Origin of the sequence: Parasphingorhabdus sp. SCSIO 66989 (genome assembly GCF_032852305.1) — a bacterium.
GTDB classification, from domain to species: Bacteria; Pseudomonadota; Alphaproteobacteria; order Sphingomonadales; family Sphingomonadaceae; genus Alterisphingorhabdus; species Alterisphingorhabdus coralli.
The window spans coordinates 2,090,460-2,114,184 of record NZ_CP136594.1; the positions used below are offsets into that span (position 1 = coordinate 2,090,460).

The window sequence follows — 23,725 nt, forward strand, 5'->3', positions numbered from 1 at the left end:
CTGGAAGTCTGTTAGCTGTTGAAGCCACAGAAATGCGCTTGTCTCTTCCAGATTTCCTGAATCAAAAAAGGCCCGCCCTTTGTGGGGCGAGCCTTTTTGATCTGGTTTTGAACTAACCAATCAGTAGCGATATTCGTCGCTCTTGAACGGTCCTTGCTGATCAACGCCGATATAGCTGGCCTGATCATCGCTGAGCTGGGTCAGCTTGACGCCGAGCTTGTCGAGATGCAGGCGAGCCACCTTCTCGTCGAGATGCTTGGGCAGAACATAGACCTGATTGTCATATTGCTCATGACGCTGCCACAGTTCGATCTGCGCCAGTACCTGGTTGGTGAAGCTGGCGGACATCACAAAGCTTGGGTGGCCGGTTGCGTTGCCGAGGTTCAGCAGACGGCCTTTTGAGAGCAGGATCATCCGCTTGCCATCAGGAAATTCAACCATGTCGACCTGCGGCTTGATCTCGGTCCATTTCATGTTGGAGAGCGCACCGACCTGAATTTCATTATCGAAATGGCCGATATTGCCGACAATCGCCATATCCTTCATCGAACGCATATGGTCGATGGTGATAACATCCTTGTTACCGGTCGTAGTGACAAAGATGTCAGCCTGCGGTGCCGCTTCTTCCAGCGTCATCACGGAGAAACCGTCCATAGCCGCCTGCAGTGCGCAGATCGGGTCAATCTCGGTCACAACAACACGCGCACCTGCGCCGCGCAGTGATGCCGCAGAACCCTTGCCCACATCGCCATAGCCGCAGACAACGGCCACTTTACCGGCCATCATAACGTCGGTGCCGCGGCGGATGCCGTCGACCAGCGATTCCTTACAGCCATATTTATTGTCGAATTTCGACTTGGTGACGCTGTCATTGACGTTGATCGCCGGGAAAGGCAGCTTGCCCTGCTTCGCCAGCTGATAAAGGCGATTAACGCCGGTTGTGGTCTCTTCCGAAACGCCGCGAATGGCTTCAACCGTCTTGGTAAGATAGCCCGGCGATTTTTCCAGACGGCGCTTCAGCGTCGCAACAAAGGCTTCTTCTTCCTCATTGGTCGGGGTGAACAGCTCTTCACCGGCCTCAACCCGTGCGCCCCAAAGCGCATACATGGTCGCATCGCCACCATCGTCGAGGATCATGTTGCAGGTTTCGCCATTTTCCGCACCCCAATCGAAGATGCGATCAATATAGTCCCAATATTCTTCCAGCGTCTCGCCCTTGACAGCAAAAACCGGAATGCCCTGCGAAGCAATGGCAGCAGCGGCATGATCCTGAGTCGAGTAGATGTTGCAGGAGGCCCAGCGTACTTCACCGCCCAGAGCGACCAGCGTTTCGATCAGCACAGCGGTCTGGATCGTCATATGCAGCGAACCGGTGATCTTCGCACCTTTCAGTGGCTGCTCTGCACCATATTCCTCGCGCAGCGCCATCAGGCCCGGCATTTCGGTTTCGGCAATTTCGATTTCCTTGCGGCCAAAATCGGCTTCGGACAAATCGCGAATGATAAAGTCTGCGCCATGATCCAGCTTGGTCATGTTTCAATCTCCACTTGAGTGATGGGCGGGAACGGCTGTCCCGATTGCGCCTGCCTTTAGCCGTCCTTGTGGCGACAAGCAAATATAAAGATTCCTTTATATGATGTTTTGCCTGCAAAGATTATCAATCCGGTTCAGGCGCAATCAGGGCTTGCACTCACGCCCCAGCTAGACAACATAGCGGAACACAGAATAACCCAATCCCCACACTGTTTTCAGGAGATATAAGATGATAGAAGAAGGTCAGAAGCTGCCCGAAGCAAAGCTTACCAAGGTCGCCGAGAGCGGCCCGGAACAGGTGAGCAGCACAGAGTACTTCGCGGGCAAGAAAGTGGCCCTTTTTTCCGTACCGGGTGCCTTTACCCCGACCTGCTCGGCCCAACATCTCCCGGGATTTGTCGAAAAAGCCGACGAACTGCGCGCCAAGGGCATTGATGAAATTGCCTGCACCGCGGTCAACGATGCCTTTGTTATGGGTGCATGGAACCAGGCCGCCGGTTCGGCTGATGTCACCATGCTGGCCGACGGCAATGGCGATTTTGTTACCGCCATGGACCTTACCATGGATGGAAGCGGCTTTGGCATGGGCAAGCGCGGCCAGCGCTTCTCTATGCTGGTCAATGATGGCGTGGTCGAGAAGCTTTTCGTAGAGGCCCCCGGTGATTTCCGCGTCAGCTCGGCAGAGCATCTTCTGGAAGCGCTTTAAGCCACACGCTTAGAAACGAAAAAGGCCCGGAGCGGTGATGCTCCGGGCCTTTTGCTTATGCTGCGAGCAGCTTAATATCCCATCAGCTTCATCACCTCATCGCGGCTGCGATGATCGTCGAGGAAGCAACCCAGCAAACGGCTGGTGCTCATGGTAACACCGGGAGTGCGTACACCGCGCGCGGTCATACAGCTATGGCTGGCCTCTATCACGACAGCAACGCCATGCGGGTTGAGATGATCCCAGATGCATTGCGCCACTTCCGCAGTGAGCCGCTCCTGCACCTGCAAACGTCGAGCATAGCCGTGCAGAACTCGGGCAAGCTTGGAAATGCCGACAACCCTATCACGCGGCATATAGGCGATCGCTGCCTTGCCGATAATCGGTGCCATATGGTGCTCACAATGTGACTGGAACGGAATGTCTTTCAGCAACACGACCTCATCATAACCGCCAACCTCTTCAAAGGTGCGGGAGAGGTGCACCGAGGGGTCTTCGGCATAGCCCTGACAATATTCGCGCCATGCACGAGCGACACGCTTGGGCGTATCGACCAGTCCCTCGCGCTCTGGATCATCTCCGGCCCAACGCAGAAGCGTGCGAATGGCCTCCTGCACATCCTCAGGTACCGGCGGCTTGGGCGCGGCATAGGGATTGCCATTGGCTGGCAAATCAATGTCCATATCATTCATGAAATAGTCCTGTCTCTCAACTTGTCTCTAAGATAGGAAGTGGCGGGAAAAGCTGCAAGCATCAGCGCCATCTTGGGATAGAGTAAGGATAACGCGCAATGAGCCAGAAAGTTCATTTCACCAATGCAAAAGATATAAAATTATCAGGCACTTTGGAGCTTCCAGCTACAGAAAAGGTGCGCGGTTATGCCCTGTTTGCGCATTGCTTCACCTGCACCCAGGCCAGCCATGGCGCACGACGGATATCGGAAGCTCTAGGCGCGATGGGTATCGCCACTTTGCGCTTTGACTTTACCGGCCTGGGCCGCAGCGAGGGCGAATTTGCCGATAGCCATTTTTCTGCCAATGTTGCCGACATTGTTGCTGCTGCGGACTATCTCGACGCAGAGTTTGAAGCCCCCGCCCTGCTGATCGGCCACAGCCTTGGTGGCGCAGCCGTGATTGCCGCAGCCGAGCAGATTCCCAATGCAAAAGCAGTTATCACCCTTGGCGCTCCTTTTGCCGTCGATCATGTCCTTGGCCAGCTCGGCGATGCAGTAGCGCGCATTCAGCAGGATGGCGAAGGCGAAGTCGCCATTGGCGGCAGGCCGTTTCATGTGAATCGCGCCTTTGTCGAAAATGCGCAGGGTCAGGATCAGGCCACCCGTCTGGCCAAGCTGCATAAGGCTCTGTTGGTGCTGCATTCGCCTACCGATGCCATTGTCGGCATTGATCAGGCGCGCCAGATTTATGAGGCGGCAAAGCATCCGAAGAGCTTTGTCTCTCTGCCCGATGCCGATCATTTGCTTACCGATGCGGCGCAGGCACGCTATGTCGCAGCCATGATAGCCGCATGGGCTGCGCCGCATATCCCTGAAAACACCAAAGAAGAGGAAACCGAGCAAGACGCAGCAGAAGGCGAAGTGATGGTTGAAAGCGCCGGCGGCAAGTTCAGCCAACGCGTAACCGCAGGCGCGCATAGTTTCATCGCGGACGAACCTGTGAGCTTTGGCGGCAGCAATTTGGGGCCAACGCCCTATGACCTGCTATTGGCCGGTCTCGGTAGCTGCACCACCATGACGATTCAAATGGTCGCCAAGCGCGAGAAAATCCCGCTCGAACATGTCAGCGTCACCGTACGGCACAAGCGCTGCCATAGCGAAGATTGTCAGGAGGCGGGCGAAGGTCGCCCTCGGATTGAGATAATTGAGCGCGACCTGAAATTCACCGGCGATCTGGATGAGGCCCAACGCGCGCGGTTATTGGAGATTGCCGATAAATGCCCGGTGCACAGAACTCTCGAGGCAGATCCGATTATCAAAACCAAGCTGGTTGGATGAATTATAGGGAGTGCGCTTCGCCGACGATAAGTAATCACTATACAGGCAGCTTATCAATTGCGGTCGATTGCAGCAGACCTTATCGACGAAGCTTAAGACCAGAATTCACCATAGAAGGAAACATCATGCCAAGCTCTACCATCCCCGCCAATTGCCTTGTCGTCGTTGCTACAGGCGCCGAGGCCAAGCTTTACCGCAATGTGGGTGAGGATAATGCACTCAAGCTGCGTGCCGAGGGCACTCTGACACCGAAAGACCTGCTCTCTGAAGGTCCTTCAGGCGGCCATGTGCCTAGTTCGTCGCCCAAGGAAACCGATGAGGCTACCTTCTCCAAGCAACTGGCGCACCATCTCTATGCCATGGAACAAAAGGGTGATTACAACCATCTCGTCCTCGCAGCAGACCCGGACAGCCTCGGTGAAATCCGCCCATTGCTGCACAAGGAAGTGACCGACAAGATCGTGCTGGAAATGGCCAAGACGCTGACCAACTCATCGATCAAAGACATCGAACGGTCGATCCAGAGTAACTAAACTGTCAGGAAAATGGCGCACCCGGAAGGATTCGAACCTCCGACCCCCTGATTCGTAGTCAGGTACTCTATCCAGCTGAGCTACGGGTGCGTGTTTGATACCACCATGTTGGCGGGCCTCGGCTCTTAGTCAGGCCTGCCGGACTTGGCAACCGCTTTTTTGCAAGCAGGCTATTTCAGCTGATCGATAAAGGGCGCATCAGCGGGCGGCATGGGCAGATTGTGCATATCTTCCGGCTTGATCCAGCGCAGTTCTTCGGCGTGCAATGCTTCAGGGTCACCGCTCCAACTATCGGTCTGATAGAGCAAAAGGATGAGATGTTTGCCCTCCAGCGGCTCGCTGGCAAAGATAAGTGGCAAGCATTGAGACGGATTGATCGTCACACCAAGCTCTTCGCTAATCTCTCGGGTCAGGGCGTGCTCAGGACTTTCGCCCGCCTCCACCTTTCCCCCCGGGAATTCCCACAAGCCAGCCATAGACGTTCCCTCTGGTCGCTTTTGCAGAAGATAGCACCCATCATCACGGCGCATCGCCAGCGCGACGACAAAGCGGATTGTCAGTTTTTTTTCCATGTTTTCGGCCATCTTCAACCTTTTGTTAAAGTCTATCGGCAAAATAGCGCCGTCGGGAAGCGCAGTTTTATAGACGGGAGCGCAAGGTGATACAGATAGTTTCGCAATTATGGTATTCGCGCAAGGGCGCGACCGCGATCGAATATGGCCTTGTTGTCGGACTGATTGCTGTCAGCGCTATGGTTGCCATTGCTAATGTCGCAGACACAACCAGTGGCATGTGGGATCATGTAGAAGACAGTGTTGTCAGCGCCAGCGCCCAAGAAGAGTGATCACCGCTATAATAAAATCTGTCCCTCGTTAATTCTTTTTCAATAACTGCAAACTATCCCAACATGTGCTCGTCCTGAAATCCCAAAGGGATATTGAAGGACAAGTCGGGTAATAAGTGTAACCTAGGAGACCTATAATGACTATCGTACGTAAAGTATTTGCTGACAAGAAGGGCGCTACTGCCATTGAATATGGTCTGATCGCTGCTCTGATCGCTGTTGCTGCAATGGGCGCTATGTCCACTCTTGGCGGCACGCTGACCTCTACCTTCACCCAGGTCAATGACCAAATGGCTGGTAATGGCGGCACCACCTCTGGCGGTGGCACCACCTCTGGCGGCACCACCTCTGGCGGCACCACCTCTGGCGGCTAATTGCCTTCACAGCATAACCAGAAGAGGAAGGGGCGGCTCCTGGGCCGCCCCTTTTTTTGTGCGATAATCACCTTTGCTCAAAAGGTAACCGTTTTCACCTTCTGGCCCGGCGTTAATCGGGCATCATTAGCCAGACCATTCAGCGTGCGAAAACGCTCTTCCTGATAATTGTCGAACGGCATTTTCGCAGCAAGGCTGGCCACCGTATCCCCTTGCCCAACAGTGATCACATCAATCCGCTTGGCACGGACGCTCGATGCCTCATCACCGCTGACCTTGGCGAAACTACCAATCATCTGGCCAAAAGGATTGTTGCGTCCGGCAGGCGTGATTGTGACAAAGTGATAGGCCCGATCAGAAGAATATTCATAGGCATAGACCGAAACATCGACTGTCTGGCGACCATTATTCACGCGCGCGGTGGAAAATGCCATGGGCATACCATTGATCGTCGTCCGCCCGATTTCGCCATAGGGCAAGCGGTTGTTGTCCTTTGCCAAAGCATCAAAAACGCTCCGCACATAGGCGTTCAGGTCATTGCTATACGGCGCGAGAGAAAACTGCGCCTGACCGCCCTGCCCTTGCACGGTAACCGCTCGGGAACCGTTATTGACGCTATAGCCATTGGGCGTATTGAACGCGAAGCCCAGTGTCGGATGGACAAAGCGATTGCCCTGCACCACGCCCTGTTCTGGATCATCGCCGTAGAGCAATCCGTCAAGCTGCTGCAAGAACGCCTCCCGGTTGCGCTTACCCGTTCCGCTATGCTCGGTCTTGGCCGCTTTTTTCGCAGAACGACGCACACGCTTCGCGGAGTCGGGATGGGTGCTGGCCCAGCTCGGAACCGAACGACCGGTTTGACCGCGCGCCCGTTTCTCCAACGCATTTTGCAGCGCGAGCGAGTACAGCATGGTGGAAACCGCCTGGGTGTCATAGCCGGCGCGATCAAGGTACAGAACACCAAGATCGTCCGCTTCATGCTCCTGCCCTCGTGAATAGCTGAGCGTCAGCAGTTGTGAACCTCTGCCAAACAATTCCTGACCAAGGCGTCCAAAGGCAGAATCTCCGAGCAAGATCGCCGAGCCAATTTGTCCCAAAACGCCCAGAATATTGTTGCGCTTGGCAGCGCGCTGCCGCCGTTGTGAGTGGCGCGCATCAATATGGCCAACTTCATGACCGAGCACGCCTGCGAGCTCTGCCTCGTCGTTCATCAAGGCCATAAGCTGGCGGGTGATATAGATATAACCGCCGGGCACCGCAAAAGCGTTATTTACCGGTGAATTGAGCAGGGTAACTGTGAACTCTTCACGGGCGTTGCCGAGGCCAGAATAGGAGGCAATGTCCTTGCCAATACGCTCAACATAGGCGGCTTGCGGCGAATCATAAGCGCCACCAAATTCCTGCATCAGTTGCGGATGCGCCTCGCGGCCAATCTTCTTTTCCTCATCGGTAAGATAGCGCACCTCATTTTGCGCTGCATTGGCCGAAGAGACACCGCCGACGCTGCCCGGTGTCGAACAGCCGATAAGCAACGCCGAGACTGCAACGGCACTGGTCAATAGCCTTTTGGCCATGATATTCCTCCTGCTGACTATTACGCTTGGCGCACATGTACCGCGCAAGTTTTACCTTACGTTAACTACCCGATTTCAACCTGTAAGAAAAGAATGCAGGCTGTAAACTCGCGCCAACAAACGACGCGGCGACGGTTCCGGTTCTAAACTATTTCACCAATGGCAAGATATTTGTCCTGCCGCATTTGCCGCCTTTCGACGGCCGTCTTGGTCAACAGTTCGTCAAGTTCTTCGCTGATGGCCTGGCGCAAAGCCGTCATGGTGCCTGTCGGATCACGATGCGCGCCGCCAATGGGCTCATCAACGATGCGATCAATGACCCCCAATGCTTTCAGCTGTTGTGCGGTAATGCGCATAGCTTCGGCTGCCTCGTCCGCCTTGTCTGCTGTGCGCCAGAGAATTGATGCGCACCCTTCTGGCGAGATTACGGAATACACAGCATGTTCCAACATCAACACACGTTCCGCCGCCGCCAAGGCAATCGCTCCGCCAGAACCGCCCTCGCCGACAATAACCGCCACCATTGGCACGTGCAGCGATAGGCAGCGCTCTGTTGCACGGGCAATTGCCTCGGCCTGACCGCGCTCTTCGGCATCTACGCCAGGAAAAGCACCGGATGTATCGACCAGCGTCACCACCGGCAGCTTGAACCGCTCGGCCATATCCATCAGCCGCACCGCCTTGCGATAACCCTCAGGTCGGCCCATGCCAAAATTATGTTTCAGCCGACTCTCGGTATCAGACCCTTTTTCATGGCCGATAACCATGACCGGATGCTCGCCGAGACGCGCAAAACCGCCGATAATAGCGGCATCCTCTGCGAACAGCCTGTCACCGCATAGGGGCATGAAATCACTGAACATATGGTCAATAAAGTCATGGAAATGCGGGCGATCCGGATGCCGGGCCACTCGCGTTTTCTGCCAGGGCGTGAGGTTGTTATAGGTCAGCGCCAGCATCTTGTCGGCCTTGGCCTGTAATTTGCCGATATCCGCTTCCAGATCGATACTGTCCTGGTCTGCCGTTTCGCGCAGTTCGTCTATCCGGGCATGCAGCGCAGCAATGGGTTTTTCAAATTCGAGGAAACTCGTCATTTAGGGCCCTTAAGTTATAAAGCGTTGCGTTATCCGCTGGTTGTTCCGCGGTCAATCGCTGCTCTGATTACGCGTGGCATGTGGAACGCTCGCCGAACGCGTCGCCAATGGGTGCCGCTCATTGACCAGCGCCACCAATCTTTGTGCGTCAACATGGGTATAGATTTGCGTAGTCGCAATATCCGCATGTCCCAGCATCGCCTGCAGGGTGCGCAAATCGGCACCGCCCTGCAACAAATGGGTGGCAAAGGCATGGCGCAGCACATGCGGGCTTATGCCATCCGGATTGAGCCCGGCACGCGCCGCGGCAGCCTTAAGCAATTGGAACAGACGGATGCGACTCAAATGGCCTTTACGGGAGGGAAACATCCATTGCGCATCATCCGGCAGAGTCTTGCGCCAATCCGCCAGAACCGTCCGCGCTCGCTGCGACAAAGGCACCATGCGCTGCGCACCGCCCTTTCCGGTAATCAGCATAACGCGTTTATCAGGCGCATAGGCGCTGGCAGGAAGCGATACCAATTCACTGACTCGCAGCCCTGAACCATAGAGCAGCTCTACCATAGCCAATAAGCGCAATGCTGCGGTGCCATTGGTCTCTTTTGCCGCTTCATCTTCCAATAATGTGAAGAGACGCTCTACAGCACCCGTGTCCAACGTCTTAGGTAGCGCTTTGCCGGTCTTTGGCCTTGTCAAGGAAAGCGAAGGATCGCTGTCGCGGACATGTTCTTCGACAAGGAAACGAAAGAATTGGCGCAAAGCAGAGATTTTGCGCGATACGGTTGTTGGCGCAAAGTCTGACCAGCGTTGCGCCAGCGCTGCGAGCGTATCAGCATCGGCCATGGCCAATTTGCCGCACAGCCATTCCGATGCCTGATGCAGGTCGCGTTCATAAGCAGCAAGGCTATTGGGCGCGGTTCCCTTTTCCACCGCCATCATCGCCAGAAAACTGGCTATGTAATCAGCATCTTTGGAGGCTGGCTGGTCCGCCATCACGGCCTATGCCCGGGTTACCGCCTCTGCGGCGATCATCCGTGCCTCGGCTTCCAGGCCGACCTTGTCCAGTGCGCGAACAATATGGAACAGGTGCGCGGGCGACATGCCCGACCAGTCCTGTGCCTGCATACCAACAGCAGCAGTCAGCACCGTCAACGCAGCGTTATTGGTGTCTGCGGCATCATTGAGTGCCTTTTCCCATCGGCTTTGTTTATTCAAGACATAGCCATATTCCGCCACCAGATCCTCGGCGGCATCTGTATCGGTGCGCCCCAGTCCGGCAAGGCCGGCGATAAGAAACGCCGTTTTCCGGTAACTCTCACTTGAGTCACTATCGGCAAAGCTGCGCATCGCGGTCTCGGATATCTGCTCGCCTGTTGATGGCTGGCCAACGGCGATCAGCCCCCAGGCAAGGGATCCTTGCGAAACCAACGAGCGCCAGCGCACCGCATTGCGGTCAAGCCCTGCCGATAGCATGGCGGCAACCAATCCATCGGCACTGTCAGCATAGTTATTCATGACCGGGAAACGTGCCGCAGCCCGCGCGGTCAGCACCTGACTGCCATAGCGCTCAAGACTGTCTCCAGCATCATCCCAAAGCTGTTGCAACGCTGCCATGCGATCAGCAGCCGCGCGCTGACGATAGGCTTCGCGCAAGAGCACCGTGCGTCCGCGCACCGCGGAGGTCATATTGGTTTCATCGAAAGTGATCGAATAAAGATCAACCAGAGCAGCATTGGACAATACACCCATCGCAGCCGCAATATCTGCCGAGCGCATGCGCGATTCGAGGGGAACCGCGGGGTTCTCTGCGCGCCAAGCCTTAAACCGTCTGTCGGTGTCATTATAAAGAGCCTCGGGCGGCTCGGCTCCTGTTGCTGTTGCAAGGCCAAATCGCCAGAGTGTCAGGCGATCGACACCATCCCAATTGACCGTTACCGCGCGGCGGCTATTGGCCCCGGCTCCGACAACCTTTTGCGCCAATAGCACATCAATCTCGTCTGCCACCGCGTTGCGTGATGCCCGATCAATCTGGGCTCGAGCCGAGGATTGGTTGCCCGACATCGCGGCACAGATCGCCAGCACCAACTGCCAGTTGCTTTCATCGCTTTGTGCCGCACCGCCATTGGCGATTGGACAGAAGCCGGTCAAATCGGCGCTGGCCAGAGCCGCATCGCGTGCGACATTGTAGAGCCGCCCCTGATAACGTCCGGCATCAACCTGCTGCGCCAGATGGCGCGCGAGAGACGCCTCACCCATATTGAGCAATAGCCGGGTGCGCGCCGCGATCCAGTCGGTATCATTGGCGCCGCTGGGGCTTTTCAAGTCGCTGACCAGCACACGCCTCAGCAATATATGGCCCCAGCGCGAAACAATCGGCTTGTCGATATTGGCCAAAAGCGAGGTTATATAAGGGCCGCGCACATTGGACAGTGCGGAGGAATCAAAGCCACCTTCGTCAGTTCCGATAAGCCCGACCTGGCCAAGATTGCGCCGCGCCCGCGCTGGCAGGCTGGATGGCGCCAGATCTTGGGTGACAAGCGCGTCCTGCATGACCTCATCTTGATCGCGGATAATATCCGCTTCGGTCACCTCGGATGAGGCATCGGGTAAAGTAGGCGGCGGTGCTGGTTGGCTGGTCGACCCCGTTGGTGATGGTGTTTGAGCAGGTCCGGCTGGAGACGGCGCAGGAGCAGGCGCTGCTGCAGGCGCCGGAGCGGGGGCTGGAGCTGGAGAGGACGGCGCAGGCACCGGTGTGGGATCCCCGAAACCAGGCGGTAACAGCGATTCAGGTTCATCCTGATCCTGACCGTAAATCGGGCCCATAGCGACGGCGACCATAGCAATCGCCAAAACCGATGCCACGCCGCGCTTTGCACTTTTGGATGATGGGATTCGCATCGGCATTATTCACTATAATCCTCTGGCTCCGGCGGTTCCGGTGCCTTGGGCTCAAGCGGAACCTCGATACGCGACATCGCCTGTTCGCCACCATTGATATAGCCAACAACGCCAAGAGCGACCAGCAATACTGCAACTATTCCCAGTAACCGACCTATACGCATTTGATTTTTGCTTTTCCTTCAAGGCATTAACCGGATGAGAGTCTGTCTCACCCCAAATTTGCGCCTGTCTATAATCGGCGAAACGATATGATGCTATCCCCTTGCCTCTTTCTTCAACCCAATTATAGCCATGCCCATCATGCAACAAGGACGAAATCGGACCGAGATAGCGGAACAACAGCAATCTCAAGCGGATGTGACAGGAATTGACCGTCCGATTGTTCTTGTCGGGCTGATGGGATCGGGCAAGAGCACCATTGGCCGCCGATTGGCCAATAGCCTGAAACTGCGCTTTGTCGATGCCGATGAGGAAATCGAAAAAGCTGCTGACCGAACGATCAGCGAGATATTCGACGAATATGGCGAGAAACAGTTTCGCGATGGCGAACGCCGGGTGATTGCCCGGCTGATCGGCAAAGACCCTATCGTGCTGGCCACAGGCGGCGGTGCATTTGTTAATGATGACACTCGTGCGCTGATAAAGCGTGACGCCTTGTCCATTTGGCTTGATGCTGATCTTGAGACGCTGGTGGAGCGGGTTTCGCGCAAGGATACCCGTCCATTGCTGCGCAACAAATCACCGCGTGATGTGCTCACAAAGCTCGCTGCCGAGCGTAATCCCCTCTATGCAGAGGCCGATTTGCGCGTGACCAGCGCCAATGGCCCGCATATGGCGACGGTCGAACGAATATTGGAGGCGCTTGCCCAATGGCAATCCTGAATGTTGATCTTGGCGAGCGCAGCTATGCGATCACCATCAGTCCCGGCCTGCTCGACGATCCAGCACTTGCGCTTAAGGACTATGCCAGCAAAGGCCGGTTGCTGATCATCACCGACAGCAATGTCGGCGCGCTGTACGCGCAGCGTTTCTCTGAAACCCTTGGTCGACAACAGATAACGGCACACATCCTGACCCTATCGGCAGGCGAGGAAACCAAAAGTTGGGTGCAACTGGAAGCGGTGACCGACTGGCTGATTGGTCACGGCGTAGAACGCAGCGAGAGCATAGTCGCGCTGGGCGGCGGCGTGATCGGTGATCTGGTCGGTTTGGCCAGCGCCTTGGTCAAACGTGGTTGCCAATTTGTGCAGATACCCACCAGTCTTTTGGCGCAGGTGGACAGTTCGGTCGGCGGCAAGACCGCGATCAATAGCCGCGCCGGTAAAAATCTGATCGGTGTGTTTCACCAACCCAAGGCGGTGCTAATCGATCCGAAGATGCTCGCCACCCTGCCCCCGCGAGAAATGCGCGCAGGTTATGCCGAGATAGTCAAATATGGCCTGATCAATGACCGTGCCTTTTTTGAATGGTGCTACGAGAATGGTGCCGCACTATTGGCAGGCGATCATGATCTCGCGGAAAAAGCGATCTATGACAGCCTGCGGTCCAAAGCGGATATCGTCGCTGCGGATGAGCGCGAGACCCGCAATGTCCGCGCCCTGCTCAATCTGGGGCATACTTTTGGCCATGCGCTGGAGGCGGAGACCGGGTTTTCCGATAGGCTGCTCCACGGTGAGGCGGTGGCGCTGGGTATGGTGCTGGCGCATGATTTCTCGGTGGAACAGGGCTTCTGCCCAAACGCCAATGCCGAGAGGCTCCGCACGCATTTTGTTGCTACTGGCCTGCCCACCACCCTTGCCGAGGTTGGAATCGCTGCGAGCGGTGAGACCTTGGTCGCGCATATGGCGCATGACAAGAAAATGACCGGCGGCAAGCTGCCCTTCATTCTCACCCATGGCATTGGCGAAGCATTTATTACCCGCGACATTGCCATGCAGTCTGTTGCCGATTTTCTCGAAGACCAACGCAGCAAAGCACCTGCAATCCATGCCTAATGGCGTTGCCAAGCGCGATCTGCCGCAAAAGATCTGCCCGGAGTGCAACCGTCCCTTTACCTGGCGCAAGAAATGGGCGCGTGATTGGGATAATGTCGTCTATTGCTCGCAGCGATGCCGCCAAAGCAGCAAGAAGTAGCTTCTATACCTATTTGCCCGGTGTATCTGCAGCAAAAGTGACGTCGATATCAAAGGCCTTGGATTCTTCCGTGCCAAAGCTCATATCCAAGCCGGCATACATGTCACCGCTTTCCATTTGCGCTTCCAGCCTCTGGCGGTCACGATCACGGTATTCACTGACAATCTCTTCTACCGAGCGGGTGTCTAGGCCATTGGCCAACAGCCCGTTGCGCGCCATGGAAATCGCGGTTTCCATGACCTCGCGGTGCAAGCCTTCGGCACCGCCCTCACTTAAGCGCATCTCATGCACGCGGTCATAGACCCGGACAAAAATCCGCGCATTGGGGAAGGCTGTTGCAATCGCCTCCAGCTGATCGCCGGAGAAATTGCGTTCATCCATGCAGAACATCAGCAAATCCGCCTTGTCCGCCCCGGCACTGCGCAGCAGGTCAATACGGGTTCCATCACCATAGAAAACCTTCCGGCCGAATGTGCCACTGACAGCAATCTGCTCCGGTTTGACGTCAATAAAGGTAAGCGAGAGATTGGCTCCGGCAAGAATCTGCCCCACCGCCTGGCCAAAGCGGCCATGGCCAATAATGATCGCATCGGAGTCTTCAGACTGTGATGGGTCCTCCAGATCGTGATCAATCTTCTGCTTCACCCCGCCTAACCCGCGCGACAGCAGCATCAGGAAAGGTGTGCAGACCATGGAGAGCGTGACCACAGCACCATAAAGGCTTGCTGCTTCCGGATCGATCAGCAGCGCCTGTTGCGCCTGATTGAACAGGACGAAACCAAATTCACCGCCCTGGCTCAGTAGCAATCCCAACACCAAAGCAGCGGAATTGGTCATGCCGAACAGTTTGCCGAGACCGAAAATCAGAGCAACTTTGGTCACAATCAGCAACGCAGCAAGGCCAATCACAAGAAACGGATTGCTGGCGATAACACCTAAATCCAGCATCATGCCAACACTGACAAAGAACAGGCCAAGCAGGATCGAACGGAAGGGATCAATGTCGCTTTCCAGCTCATGCCGAAAGGGGGAGTCGGCCAGCATTACTCCGGCAACAAATGCCCCAAGTGCAGGCGAGAGGCCAAGAGATGCCATCAGCAAGGCACTGCCGAAGACGGCAAACAGGCCCGCGACGATAAAGAGCTCACGTTCGGCGACGCGGCCGATATATTTCAGGATTGGATTCAGCAGAAAATGGCCGATAATGATCAGACCAATAATCGCTGCCACTGCATAAAGCGCGAGTAACCAGCCAGCGGTCGCATTTTCCGCCTGGGGCGCGCGCGACAGGGCCGCGATAATCGTAATCAGCGGGATAATCGAGAGGTCCTGAAATAGGAGGATCGAGAAAGCGCGCTCACCGGTCGGCGTATTCAACCGCCCTTCCGATTGCAGCATCGGCAGGACCTGTGCTGTGGATGAAAGACCGAGTGGCAAGCCGATAGCCAATGCGGCCTCCCAGCTTGGGTTGCGCAAAAAGTAAATAAGACCGGCCATGGCCAGCCCGCACAGCGCCACCTGTGCTAGACCCAATCCGAAAATATCGCGTTTCAATTTCCATAGCCGCGCCGGAGCCAGTTCCAGACCAACGAGAAACAGCAGCAACACAATCCCGACTTCGGCGAAGACCAATATCGTCTCGCCATCGCGTACCAATCCCAGGACACCCGGCCCGATCAATACACCGGCGAGAAGATAGCCCAGTACAGCGCCCAGCCCGAAGCGCCGGAAAAGCAGCACAAAAGCGAGTGACGCGGCGAGCAAAATGAAGCCGGAGAGGAAAATATCCTCCATATGCATTTCGCCATGCTCCATCAAAAGCGCTCCATCAGGCGTTTTCCGCCTCGGTTGGTGTGTCGGCAAAAGCGACTGACAGCGCTTCATATGGCAGCATTATCGCACCATGCCGCGCCGGATAAGGCGCGGCGCGAGCGAGCAAAATCATATCGGGCCAGAGCTCAGTTACATCACATTCATTGCCCTCAAGCAGGTCGCGACAGTGCTGCGCGCGTAACTCTGCCTCTTCCTGCGATAGGCCAAGGGCATTTCCGGCCAAAATCGCGGCCGATGCCTGGCCTAGAGCACAAGCCTGAACATCCAGACCAATGCGGCTAATCCTAACGGCCCCGTCTCTATCAAACCCAAGCCTGATAGTGCTGCCACAGACCGGCGACCGCTTCTCTACGATGCGTTCAAAAGCATCATCCAGAGGCCATCGATACAGAGATGCCGCCAGTCGCAAAATGTCCCGATCATAAAGTGCAGAATTACTCATCATTACCCCAAAGTGCTCTGACGTTCCGCCAGATAGTCAACAATGAGGTCTCCACAGGCGTTAAGCAAGGGGTAGGTCCGCCCTTCGGTCAGCCATTCGGGGCGCTCTCTGGTGGCATAGGCATATTCATGCACCAATATAATCAGCAGAAAGACCACCGTGCTGATCAACAGGCCTTTGATAATACCAAAGCCGAAACCCAGTACCCGGTCGATCGGACCCAAAAAGGATTCACGCGAACGCTGGCCAGTTCTGCGTGCAATCCAGCGCAGGCCGAAATAGCCGATAAGAAACAGCGCCATATAAGCCAGCAAAGACGCACCGGTCTCGCTTGTAGTCATGGTAGCGAGATATTCAGTCGCCGGCTCATGCGCAAAACCGATGAGCACTACCGCCACCAGCAGCGCGCCGAGCGACAGTAGCTGCTCCAAGAGGCCGCGGAAAAGCCCGGCAATGGCGGCAATGGCCATCACGCTCAGTACAAGAATATCGAAAATCGTCACGAGGATGCAGCTAGTTACTCGTCAGGATATGGTCAACGAGATTTGCAAGGGTAACGACATTTTGAACGCTAATGCCGTTAGGGACATCTTTTTGCGCAGGAGCAATCGCGCGATCAAAACCCAGCTTCGCCGCCTCGCGCAGCCGGATATTGCCATGCGCCACGGGGCGCACCTCACCGGACAGCGCAATCTCGCCAAAGAAAATAGACGCATCCGGCACAGGACGATCCGCCAGTGCAGAGATAAGCGCCGCCGCTACTGCTATATCGGCGGCAGGGTCAGAGATGCGATAGCCGCCGCCGATGTTCAGATAGACTTCCGAGGTCGCGAAATTCAGGCCGCACCGCGCTTCCAATACCGCCAATATCATCGCCAACCGCCCGCTGTCCCAGCCAACCACCGCGCGACGCGGAGTTGCACCGCTGGCGAGCTTTACCGTTAGCGCCTGTATCTCGACCAACACCGGGCGTGTGCCTTCCAATGCCGGAAACACCACCGCGCCGGGGACATTGGCATCGCGTTCGGAAAGGAATAGCGAGGACGGATTGGCTACCTCGGTCAGCCCTGCCCCTTCCATCGCAAACACACCAATCTCGTCGGTCGCGCCAAAGCGATTCTTGATCGCGCGCAATATGCGATATTGATGGCTGCGCTCGCCTTCAAAGCTGGCAACGGTATCCACCATATGCTCAAGCACCCGCGGCCCGGCGATCGAACCATCCTTGGTGACATGGCCGACCAATATGATCGCGGTACCGCTTTCCTTGGCATAACGGATAAGCTCGTGCGCCGAAGCGCGCACCTGACTCACTGTACCCGGCGCGCCCTCAATCCGGTCGCTATGCATGGTCTGGATCGAATCGATCACCACCATCGCGGTGTTCTCGCGCTCCTGCAGCGTCGCCAAAATATCGCGCACCGATGTCGCCGCGGCCAGCCTGATCGGCGCATCCCCAAGCCCTAGCCTCTGACCCCGCAAGCGCACCTGATCCGCAGCTTCCTCACCGCTGATATAGACAATATCGCGCCCCTGCCGCGCCATATGCGCCGACGCTTGCAGCAGCAATGTGGATTTACCGATCCCGGGATCACCGCCCAGCAGAATGGCAGAGCCCGGAACTAGTCCGCCGCCCAGCACACGGTCCAGTTCGGCGATTCCGGTCGTCAGCCGCGGCGGTGGCGTTACATCAGCATCCAGTTTGGAAAGCGCTATCGTGCGCCCGCCGGTGCTGAGATCATGCTTGGCCGAAAAGACGGTTTCGCCCACTTCCTCAACCAAAGAATTCCAAGCACCGCAATCACCACACTGCCCCTGCCAGCGATGCGAGACCGCACCACATTCCTGACAGACATATTTCTTCTTGGTCTTGGGCAAGGCCATGCTCCCGATAATCTTTTGAAACAGATAGAGAACAAAATCGGATTTGTCAGCAGAAACTTATGCACTAGCTATCACGCAAATCCTCTCGACAATCATGCCCTGCCCTGCAAATGATAACCTATGCGTCAGAAAGAACTCCGCCTTGCTCTTGTCTGCTATGGCGGGATCAGCCTCGCCGTCTATATGCACGGCATCACCAAGGAGATATGGCGTCTGGCCCGTGCGAGCCGGAATTTCCATGCCAATGATCCGGCAGTTGATGGCACACAAGGCGTCTATCGCGCACTGCTCGAATATATTGCAGAACAGCGCAATCTGAAGCTGCGGGTTCTGCCCGATATCATCGCCGGAACCAGCGCGGGCGGAATCAATGGTGTGTTTCTGGCGCAGGCGCTGATGAGCGGAGAATCACTTGAGCCGTTGACCGATTTATGGCTCGAATGTGCCGATATTGATGTGCTGCTTGATCCTGATGCGCGGCCCCTTTCGCGCTTCACCAAATTCTGGGCGCAACCGCTGGTGTGGTTCGCGCTGTCGCGTCCGGGTGGCGCTGTGGAACGCACAGTCAGCAAAAGCGCGCGCAATGAGGTCAAGACCAAGCTGTCACGGCTGATCCGCGCGCGCTGGTTTGCGCCGCCTTTTAGCGGCATCGGTTTTTCACAACTCCTCTATAATGCACTCGATGCCATGCGGGCTTCGGAGAAAGGGCCAAAGTTGATCCCGCATGGCCAACCGCTTGATCTGTTTGTCACCGTCACCGATTTTCACGGCCATCTGGAACGGATGCGTCTGCACAGTCCGCCCGAGGTGGTAGAGACCGAGCATCGTCTCACCATCCGTTTCTCGGCGACACGCGGTGAAGGCAGCACACCGCTGGCAGATCCCGCAGAACTGGTCTTCGCCGCGCGTGCGACCGCCAGTTTTCCCGGTGCCTTTCCGCCTTTTACAGTGCAGGAAATTGATCAGCTCCTGCAACAGAAAGAGCGCCAATGGCCAAGCCGTGACAGTTTTCTGCGGCGGACCTTGCCGCAGCAATATGCCCGCGATGTGATTGAGGATACGGTTTTGGTCGATGGCGCTGTTCTCACCAATGCCCCATTCGGGCAGGCAATGGAGGCGCTGAAAAACCGCCCCGCGCATCGCGAAGTGGATCGGCGTTTTGTCTATATCGACCCCAAGCCGGATTTTCGCGGTGCGACGGCGGAGAAAGCCAAGGCGCGGCGTGAGAAAGGGGATAAAGACCCCCTGCCCGGCTTTTTTGCGACGATATTTGGCGCCATATCGGATATTCCGCGCGAGCAGCCGATCCGTGACAATCTGGAGATGATTGAAGGGCGCAGTTCGCGGGTGCAACGCATGTTGCAGATTACCGATAATCTGCGCGGCGATGTTGAAGAGACGGTCGCCAAGCTGTTCGGGCGCACGCTCTTTCTAGACCGCCCAACGCCCAAAAGGCTGGCGGCATGGCGCAACAAGGCGCAGGACAAGGCCGCACGCATGGCGGGCTTTACCTATGGTCCCTATGGTCAGCTCAAGCTCAATGGCATTGTGGAGGATATTGTCTTCACCCTGAAGCGCGCTCATGCCGAGGCGAGTTCGGTGTATCCCTATGAGCTGCGCGAAACTTTGTGGAAGCATCTGCAGGCGCAGGGCATGGATGACCTCGCCAGCAGTTCGGGCGGCGCGACTGATCAGGCAATTGGCTTTTTCCGCTCGCAGGATCTGGGTTTCCGCGTCCGACGCCTGCGCTTTATGGCGCGGCGACTGGGGCAGGATATTGCCGATGCCGATAATGCACCGCCCGAAGCGGTGATGGCAATGCAGGAGACGATTTATAATTGTCTCTCGCTCTACCTCGAATGTGAAACCAAGGATCAGCGCGGCAAAGACTTCTCCGAAATTGCGGCCATAGCGATTGCACAGCCCGGCAAGGCCCTCGAACAGCTCGCAGAGGGTCGCAATTTGCGGGGTATTGATAACCAGGTCGATGCAAAAATCAGTGAGGCGCTGGCGATGCTGCCCAAAGAAGCCCGGCGCGAGATGCTGCTCTCCTATCTCGGCTTTCCGTTTTACGACATTGCGACGCTACCGATATTGCAGGGCGAGGGTCTGGATGAGTTTGACCCGATCAAGGTCGATCGTATCTCCCCCGATGATGCGCCCTCTATCCGTGCGGGCGGTGCCGATGCCACTCTAAAGGGCATTGAGTTCAACAGTTTCGGCGCGTTTTTCAGCCGTGCCTATCGTGAGAATGACTATCTCTGGGGTCGGTTGCACGGTGCAGAGCGAATGATTGATCTGCTGGTATCGACCATAGATGATGCAAGCGCGCTTGATCCTGCGGTCATACAGGAGTTCAAGCGCAAGGCGTTTCACGCTGTTCTGGACGAAGAGGAGCAGCGGCTTCGCACCGATCGCCATCTGGTCCCGAAAATCCGGCGCGAGGTGGACGCGAAGATACCGGCACCGGAAGCTATTGACACAAAAGATGCTAGTGAAGGCCTGATGTCACGTATGTTAAAAGGCTCTGATAAACAGCCGCAGCAAACACAATAACGAAACGGTCTTGATGAAAAAGACCGCTTACTTAGCCGAGAAAATCCTTCACCCGGTTGAAAAACCCTTTGCTCTGCGGGCTTTCATCACCGGTTTCGGTTTCCTGAAACTCACGCAGCAATTCCTTCTGGCGTGAGGACAGACGCGTCGGTGTCTCGACATCAATCTGCACCACCAGATCACCACGGCCACGCCCTTGCAGCACCGGCATACCCGCACCGCGCTGATGCAGTTGTTTGCCCGACTGAATGCCTGCCGGAATACGGATGACGCTCTCATCGCCATCCAGCCCGGGAATACGGATTTCTCCGCCCAGCGCAGCCGTGGTGATGCTGATCGGAACCTGTGTGAATAGGGCCGTACCCTCGCGCTCAAACAGCGCATGTTTGGCGATATGGATAAAGATATAGAGATCACCCGGCGATGCGCCATGCGGCCCGGCCTCGCCTTTGCCTGACAGGCGGATACGCGTGCCATTGTCGACGCCCGGTGGGATATCAACTTTGAGGGTCTGCGTCTTGTCGATCCGGCCTTCGCCACCACAGGTGCGGCACGGGCTTTCAATCACCTCACCACGGCCATGACAATTGGGGCAGGTCCGTTCTACCACGAAAAAGCCCTGCTGCGCCCGGATTTTGCCAGTGCCCGAGCAGAGATTACACATCCGCGTGCTTGTGCCAGGTTCCGCGCCGGTGCCGCCACATGTATCGCAAACGACGGAGACATCGATATCTATCTCTGTGGATTTGCCGTGAAACGCATCTTCCAGCGATATTTCCATATCATAACGCAGATCCGCACCACGCGCGGGACCACGGCGTTGCTGGCCGCCAAAGCCGCCGCCGCCGAAAATGGTGTCGAAGATGTCACCAATATCGGAAAAGCCACCGGGGCCTCCCGGTCCACCGCCCATACCGCCTTCAAACGCGGCTTTGCCATATTGGTCATAGGCAGCGCGTTTCTGCGGGTCTTTCAGGCACTCATAGGCCTCACCCAGCGCTTTGAACTTCGCTTCCGCTTCGGCATCACCCGGATTGCGGTCCGGATGATATTGCATCGCCTTTTTGCGATAGGCAGATTTCAGCTCCTGATCACTGGCATTGGAAGCAACGCCAAGCAGGTCATAAAATTCGGTATCTGCAGCCATAAACTATGCCTTAGCGAGCGCTTCGCCCAGCCACCTAACCGTTAGCCCTGAGCCAGTCGAAGGGCGCTTCTCGTAACGAGAGACGGGCTTCGACAAGCTCAGCCCTAACGGTTTTAGGGCTGAGAAAGTCTGTCAGCGAAAATTATTCCGCTGCCTTTTTGTCGTCGTCTTCTTCGCTGTCATCGACTTCGGAGAACTCGGCATCGACAACATCGTCATTGGCTTCAGCACCAGCATCATCGCCCGGCGCAGCGTCAGCAGCAGCACCGCCAGCGGCCTGTTCCTGCTCATAAATCGCCTGACCCAGCTTCATTGCAACCTGTGCCAGCGCTTCTGACTTGGTCTTCATCGCTTCGGCGTCTTCGCCTTCAATCGCGGTCTTGGTTTCGGCAACCGCCGCTTCGATTTCGGACTTCAGGCCAGCGTCGATCTTGTCACCATGCTCTTCAAGCTGCTTCTCGGTCTGGTGGACGAGGCTTTCGGCATTGTTCTTGGCTTCCGCCGCTTCACGCCGCTGCTTGTCTTCTTCGGCAAACTTCTCGGCATCCTGTACCATCTGCTCGATATCATTATCGGAGAGACCGCCAGATGCCTGAATACGTATCTGCTGTTCCTTGCCGGTGCCCTTGTCCTTGGCGCTGACATTCACAATGCCATTGGCGTCGATATCAAAGGTCACTTCGATTTGCGGTACACCGCGCGGTGCGGGTGGAATACCGACCAGATCAAACTGGCCGAGCAGCTTGTTGTCCGCCGCCATTTCGCGTTCGCCCTGGAACACACGGATGGTCACCGCCTGCTGATTATCGTCAGCGGTCGAATAGGTCTGCGACTTTTTCGACGGGATGGTAGTGTTACGGTCGATCATGCGGGTGAATACGCCGCCGAGAGTCTCGATACCCAGCGAAAGCGGGGTCACATCAAGCAGCAGCACGTCTTTAACATCGCCCTGCAGCACGCCTGCCTGAATAGCAGCGCCCATGGCGACAACTTCATCCGGATTCACACCGGTATGTGGTTCCTTGCCGAAAAAGTCTTTCACGACTTCGCGGACCTTGGGCATACGTGTCATACCACCGACCATGACAACATCGTCAATTTCAGCGGCCTTCATACCCGCATCAGCCAATGCCTTTTTGCAAGGCTCAAGTGTGCGCTTGATCAGGTCAGCGACCATCTTCTCAAGGTCTGAGCGGCTGATGGTTTTCACCAGGTGCTTCGGACCATTCTGGTCAGCGGTAATGAATGGCAGGTTGACCTCAGTGGTCTGTGCCGAAGAAAGCTCAATCTTCGCCTTTTCCGCCGCTTCTTTCAGACGCTGCAGAGCCAGCTTATCCTTGGTCAGGTCAATGCCCTCGGCCTTCTCAAACTCGCCAGCGAGGAACTGAACGACCTTGGAGTCAAAGTCCTCACCGCCAAGGAAGGTGTCACCATTGGTGGCCTTCACCTCAAATACGCCATCGCCAATTTCGAGGATCGAGATATCGAAGGTACCGCCGCCAAGGTCATAAACCGCAATTGTCTTACCGTCATTCTTTTCGAGACCATAGGCCAGTGCGGCTGCGGTTGGCTCGTTAATGATGCGCAATACTTCCAGACCGGCAATCTTGCCTGCGTCCTTGGTCGCCTGACGCTGAGCGTCGTTGAAGTACGCCGGAACGGTAATCACCGCCTGCGTCACTGTCTCACCGAGATAGCTCTCAGCGGTTTCCTTCATCTTCTGCAGCGTGAAGGCAGAAATCTGCGACGGGCTGTAATCCTCGCCACCGGCTTTCACCCAGGCATCGCCATTGCCGCCCTTGACGATCTCATAGGGGACAAGTTCCATATCCTTCTTGGTCATCGGGTCATCAAAGCGACGACCGATCAGGCGCTTCACTGCAAAAATGGTGTTATCCGGGTTGGTCACCGCCTGGCGCTTGGCCGGCTGACCGATCAAACGCTCGCCATCCTTGGTGAACGCAACAATAGATGGTGTCGTCCGAGCCCCCTCGGAATTCTCGATAACCTTGGGCTTGTCGCCCTCCATCACGGCCACACAGCTGTTGGTGGTGCCCAAATCAATACCAATTACTTTAGCCATAAGATCCTCAATCTTGCGTAAATACAGATTTTCGGCCCTGCGCCGCCGCAAAGCCTCCCTTCCCGAAAGCGATATAG

Annotated in this window: 22 protein-coding genes, 1 tRNA gene and 1 pseudogene; 9 read left to right on the forward strand and 15 right to left on the reverse strand. The window is 56.2% G+C overall.

Features of this window, described 5'->3' with window-relative positions; all coding sequences use genetic code 11:
• Positions 1-120: 120 nt before the first annotated feature.
• Complete coding sequence (ahcY, locus tag RB602_RS09685) at positions 121-1,533, reverse strand: adenosylhomocysteinase (protein WP_317080358.1); 1,413 nt, start codon at positions 1,531-1,533, stop codon at positions 121-123.
• Between the two features lie 229 nt (positions 1,534-1,762).
• Here ahcY and RB602_RS09690 point away from each other — a divergent pair, with 229 nt between their 5' ends.
• Entirely contained in the window at positions 1,763-2,239 is a 477-nt protein-coding gene (locus tag RB602_RS09690; RefSeq protein ID WP_317080359.1) for a peroxiredoxin, read from the forward strand.
• A 71-nt stretch (positions 2,240-2,310) separates the two neighbouring features.
• On the opposite strand, the gene folE is transcribed toward RB602_RS09690, so the two are convergent.
• Complete coding sequence (gene folE / locus RB602_RS09695) at positions 2,311-2,931, reverse strand: GTP cyclohydrolase I FolE (RefSeq protein WP_406568348.1); 621 nt, start codon at positions 2,929-2,931, stop codon at positions 2,311-2,313.
• 98 nt (positions 2,932-3,029) lie between these two features.
• Between folE and RB602_RS09700 the strand changes: the two genes are divergently transcribed.
• Positions 3,030-4,250: a bifunctional alpha/beta hydrolase/OsmC family protein gene (locus tag RB602_RS09700; RefSeq protein WP_317080360.1), complete on the forward strand. Its 1,221-nt coding sequence runs from the start codon at positions 3,030-3,032 to the stop codon at positions 4,248-4,250.
• Between the two features lie 125 nt (positions 4,251-4,375).
• Positions 4,376-4,783 carry a host attachment family protein gene (locus tag RB602_RS09705; RefSeq protein ID WP_317080361.1) on the forward strand — a complete coding sequence of 136 codons (408 nt, stop codon included), beginning with the start codon at positions 4,376-4,378 and terminating at the stop codon, positions 4,781-4,783.
• A 13-nt stretch (positions 4,784-4,796) separates the two neighbouring features.
• Here RB602_RS09705 and RB602_RS09710 read toward each other — a convergent pair.
• Both RB602_RS09710 and RB602_RS09715 read right to left on the reverse strand, forming a co-directional pair.
• Positions 4,797-4,873, reverse strand: a tRNA-Arg gene (locus RB602_RS09710).
• An 80-nt stretch (positions 4,874-4,953) separates the two neighbouring features.
• Positions 4,954-5,355 carry a (deoxy)nucleoside triphosphate pyrophosphohydrolase gene (locus RB602_RS09715; protein WP_317080362.1) on the reverse strand — a complete coding sequence of 134 codons (402 nt, stop codon included), beginning with the start codon at positions 5,353-5,355 and terminating at the stop codon, positions 4,954-4,956.
• A gap of 86 nt (positions 5,356-5,441) precedes the next feature.
• Here RB602_RS09715 and RB602_RS09720 point away from each other — a divergent pair, with 86 nt between their 5' ends.
• Together RB602_RS09720 and RB602_RS09725 are read left to right on the forward strand one after the other, a co-directional pair.
• On the forward strand, positions 5,442-5,627 hold the full coding sequence (locus tag RB602_RS09720) for a Flp family type IVb pilin (protein WP_317080363.1): 186 nt from the start codon (positions 5,442-5,444) through the stop codon (positions 5,625-5,627).
• Between the two features lie 137 nt (positions 5,628-5,764).
• A pseudogene (locus RB602_RS09725) lies at positions 5,765-5,920 on the forward strand (Flp family type IVb pilin); the annotation flags it as partial.
• A 158-nt stretch (positions 5,921-6,078) separates the two neighbouring features.
• On the opposite strand, the gene RB602_RS09730 reads toward RB602_RS09725, so the two are convergent.
• The 5 genes from RB602_RS09730 to RB602_RS09750 form a co-directional block, all read right to left on the reverse strand.
• On the reverse strand, positions 6,079-7,575 hold the full coding sequence (locus tag RB602_RS09730) for a M48 family metalloprotease (RefSeq protein ID WP_317080365.1): 1,497 nt from the start codon (positions 7,573-7,575) through the stop codon (positions 6,079-6,081).
• 143 nt (positions 7,576-7,718) lie between these two features.
• A complete protein-coding gene (locus RB602_RS09735; RefSeq protein ID WP_317080366.1) occupies positions 7,719-8,669 on the reverse strand; it encodes an acetyl-CoA carboxylase carboxyltransferase subunit alpha in 951 nt (316 codons plus the stop codon).
• Between the two features lie 51 nt (positions 8,670-8,720).
• A complete protein-coding gene (locus tag RB602_RS09740) occupies positions 8,721-9,662 on the reverse strand; it encodes a tyrosine recombinase (protein ID WP_317080367.1) in 942 nt (313 codons plus the stop codon).
• A 6-nt stretch (positions 9,663-9,668) separates the two neighbouring features.
• Positions 9,669-11,573: a hypothetical protein gene (locus tag RB602_RS09745; RefSeq protein WP_317080368.1), complete on the reverse strand. Its 1,905-nt coding sequence runs from the start codon at positions 11,571-11,573 to the stop codon at positions 9,669-9,671.
• Positions 11,573-11,731: a hypothetical protein gene (locus tag RB602_RS09750; protein ID WP_317080369.1), complete on the reverse strand. Its 159-nt coding sequence runs from the start codon at positions 11,729-11,731 to the stop codon at positions 11,573-11,575. The genes RB602_RS09745 and RB602_RS09750 overlap by 1 nt, the downstream gene beginning before the upstream one ends.
• Before the next feature lie 139 nt (positions 11,732-11,870).
• On the opposite strand from RB602_RS09750, the gene RB602_RS09755 reads away from it, so the two are divergent.
• The 3 genes from RB602_RS09755 to RB602_RS09765 are packed head-to-tail and all read left to right on the forward strand — an operon-like array spanning position 11,871 to position 13,703.
• Positions 11,871-12,452 carry a shikimate kinase gene (locus RB602_RS09755; RefSeq protein WP_406568350.1) on the forward strand — a complete coding sequence of 194 codons (582 nt, stop codon included), beginning with the start codon at positions 11,871-11,873 and terminating at the stop codon, positions 12,450-12,452.
• Complete coding sequence (gene aroB, locus RB602_RS09760) at positions 12,440-13,564, forward strand: 3-dehydroquinate synthase (RefSeq protein WP_317080371.1); 1,125 nt, start codon at positions 12,440-12,442, stop codon at positions 13,562-13,564. The genes RB602_RS09755 and aroB overlap by 13 nt, the downstream gene beginning before the upstream one ends.
• Entirely contained in the window at positions 13,557-13,703 is a 147-nt protein-coding gene (locus tag RB602_RS09765) for a DUF2256 domain-containing protein (protein ID WP_317080372.1), read from the forward strand. Before aroB ends, RB602_RS09765 begins: the two co-directional genes overlap by 8 nt.
• A 9-nt stretch (positions 13,704-13,712) precedes the next feature.
• Here RB602_RS09765 and RB602_RS09770 read toward each other — a convergent pair whose 3' ends face one another.
• From RB602_RS09770 to radA, 4 genes are read right to left on the reverse strand one after another with little or no spacing between them, the layout of a single operon-like run.
• Positions 13,713-15,518 carry a monovalent cation:proton antiporter-2 (CPA2) family protein gene (locus tag RB602_RS09770; RefSeq protein WP_317080373.1) on the reverse strand — a complete coding sequence of 602 codons (1,806 nt, stop codon included), beginning with the start codon at positions 15,516-15,518 and terminating at the stop codon, positions 13,713-13,715.
• Positions 15,519-15,531: 13 nt separating this feature from the next.
• Positions 15,532-15,981, reverse strand: coding sequence for an iron-sulfur cluster assembly scaffold protein (locus RB602_RS09775; protein ID WP_317080374.1), 450 nt, complete (start codon positions 15,979-15,981; stop codon positions 15,532-15,534).
• A complete protein-coding gene (locus tag RB602_RS09780) occupies positions 15,981-16,481 on the reverse strand; it encodes a CvpA family protein (RefSeq protein WP_317080375.1) in 501 nt (166 codons plus the stop codon). The genes RB602_RS09775 and RB602_RS09780 overlap by 1 nt, the downstream gene beginning before the upstream one ends.
• Positions 16,482-16,491: 10 nt before the next feature.
• Positions 16,492-17,856 (reverse strand): DNA repair protein RadA, encoded by a 1,365-nt coding sequence (gene radA / locus RB602_RS09785; RefSeq protein WP_317080376.1) that lies wholly within the window; start codon positions 17,854-17,856, stop codon positions 16,492-16,494.
• A gap of 126 nt (positions 17,857-17,982) precedes the next feature.
• Here radA and RB602_RS09790 point away from each other — a divergent pair, with 126 nt between their 5' ends.
• Positions 17,983-20,418: a patatin-like protein gene (locus RB602_RS09790; RefSeq protein WP_317080377.1), complete on the forward strand. Its 2,436-nt coding sequence runs from the start codon at positions 17,983-17,985 to the stop codon at positions 20,416-20,418.
• A 31-nt stretch (positions 20,419-20,449) separates the two neighbouring features.
• Here the strand turns inward: RB602_RS09790 and dnaJ are convergent, their stop codons facing one another.
• Positions 20,450-21,565, reverse strand: a complete 1,116-nt coding sequence (gene dnaJ / locus RB602_RS09795) for a molecular chaperone DnaJ (protein WP_317080378.1) — start codon at positions 21,563-21,565, stop codon at positions 20,450-20,452.
• Between the two features lie 142 nt (positions 21,566-21,707).
• Positions 21,708-23,648, reverse strand: coding sequence for a molecular chaperone DnaK (gene dnaK, locus RB602_RS09800; protein ID WP_317080379.1), 1,941 nt, complete (start codon positions 23,646-23,648; stop codon positions 21,708-21,710).
• Positions 23,649-23,725: the final 77 nt, after the last annotated feature.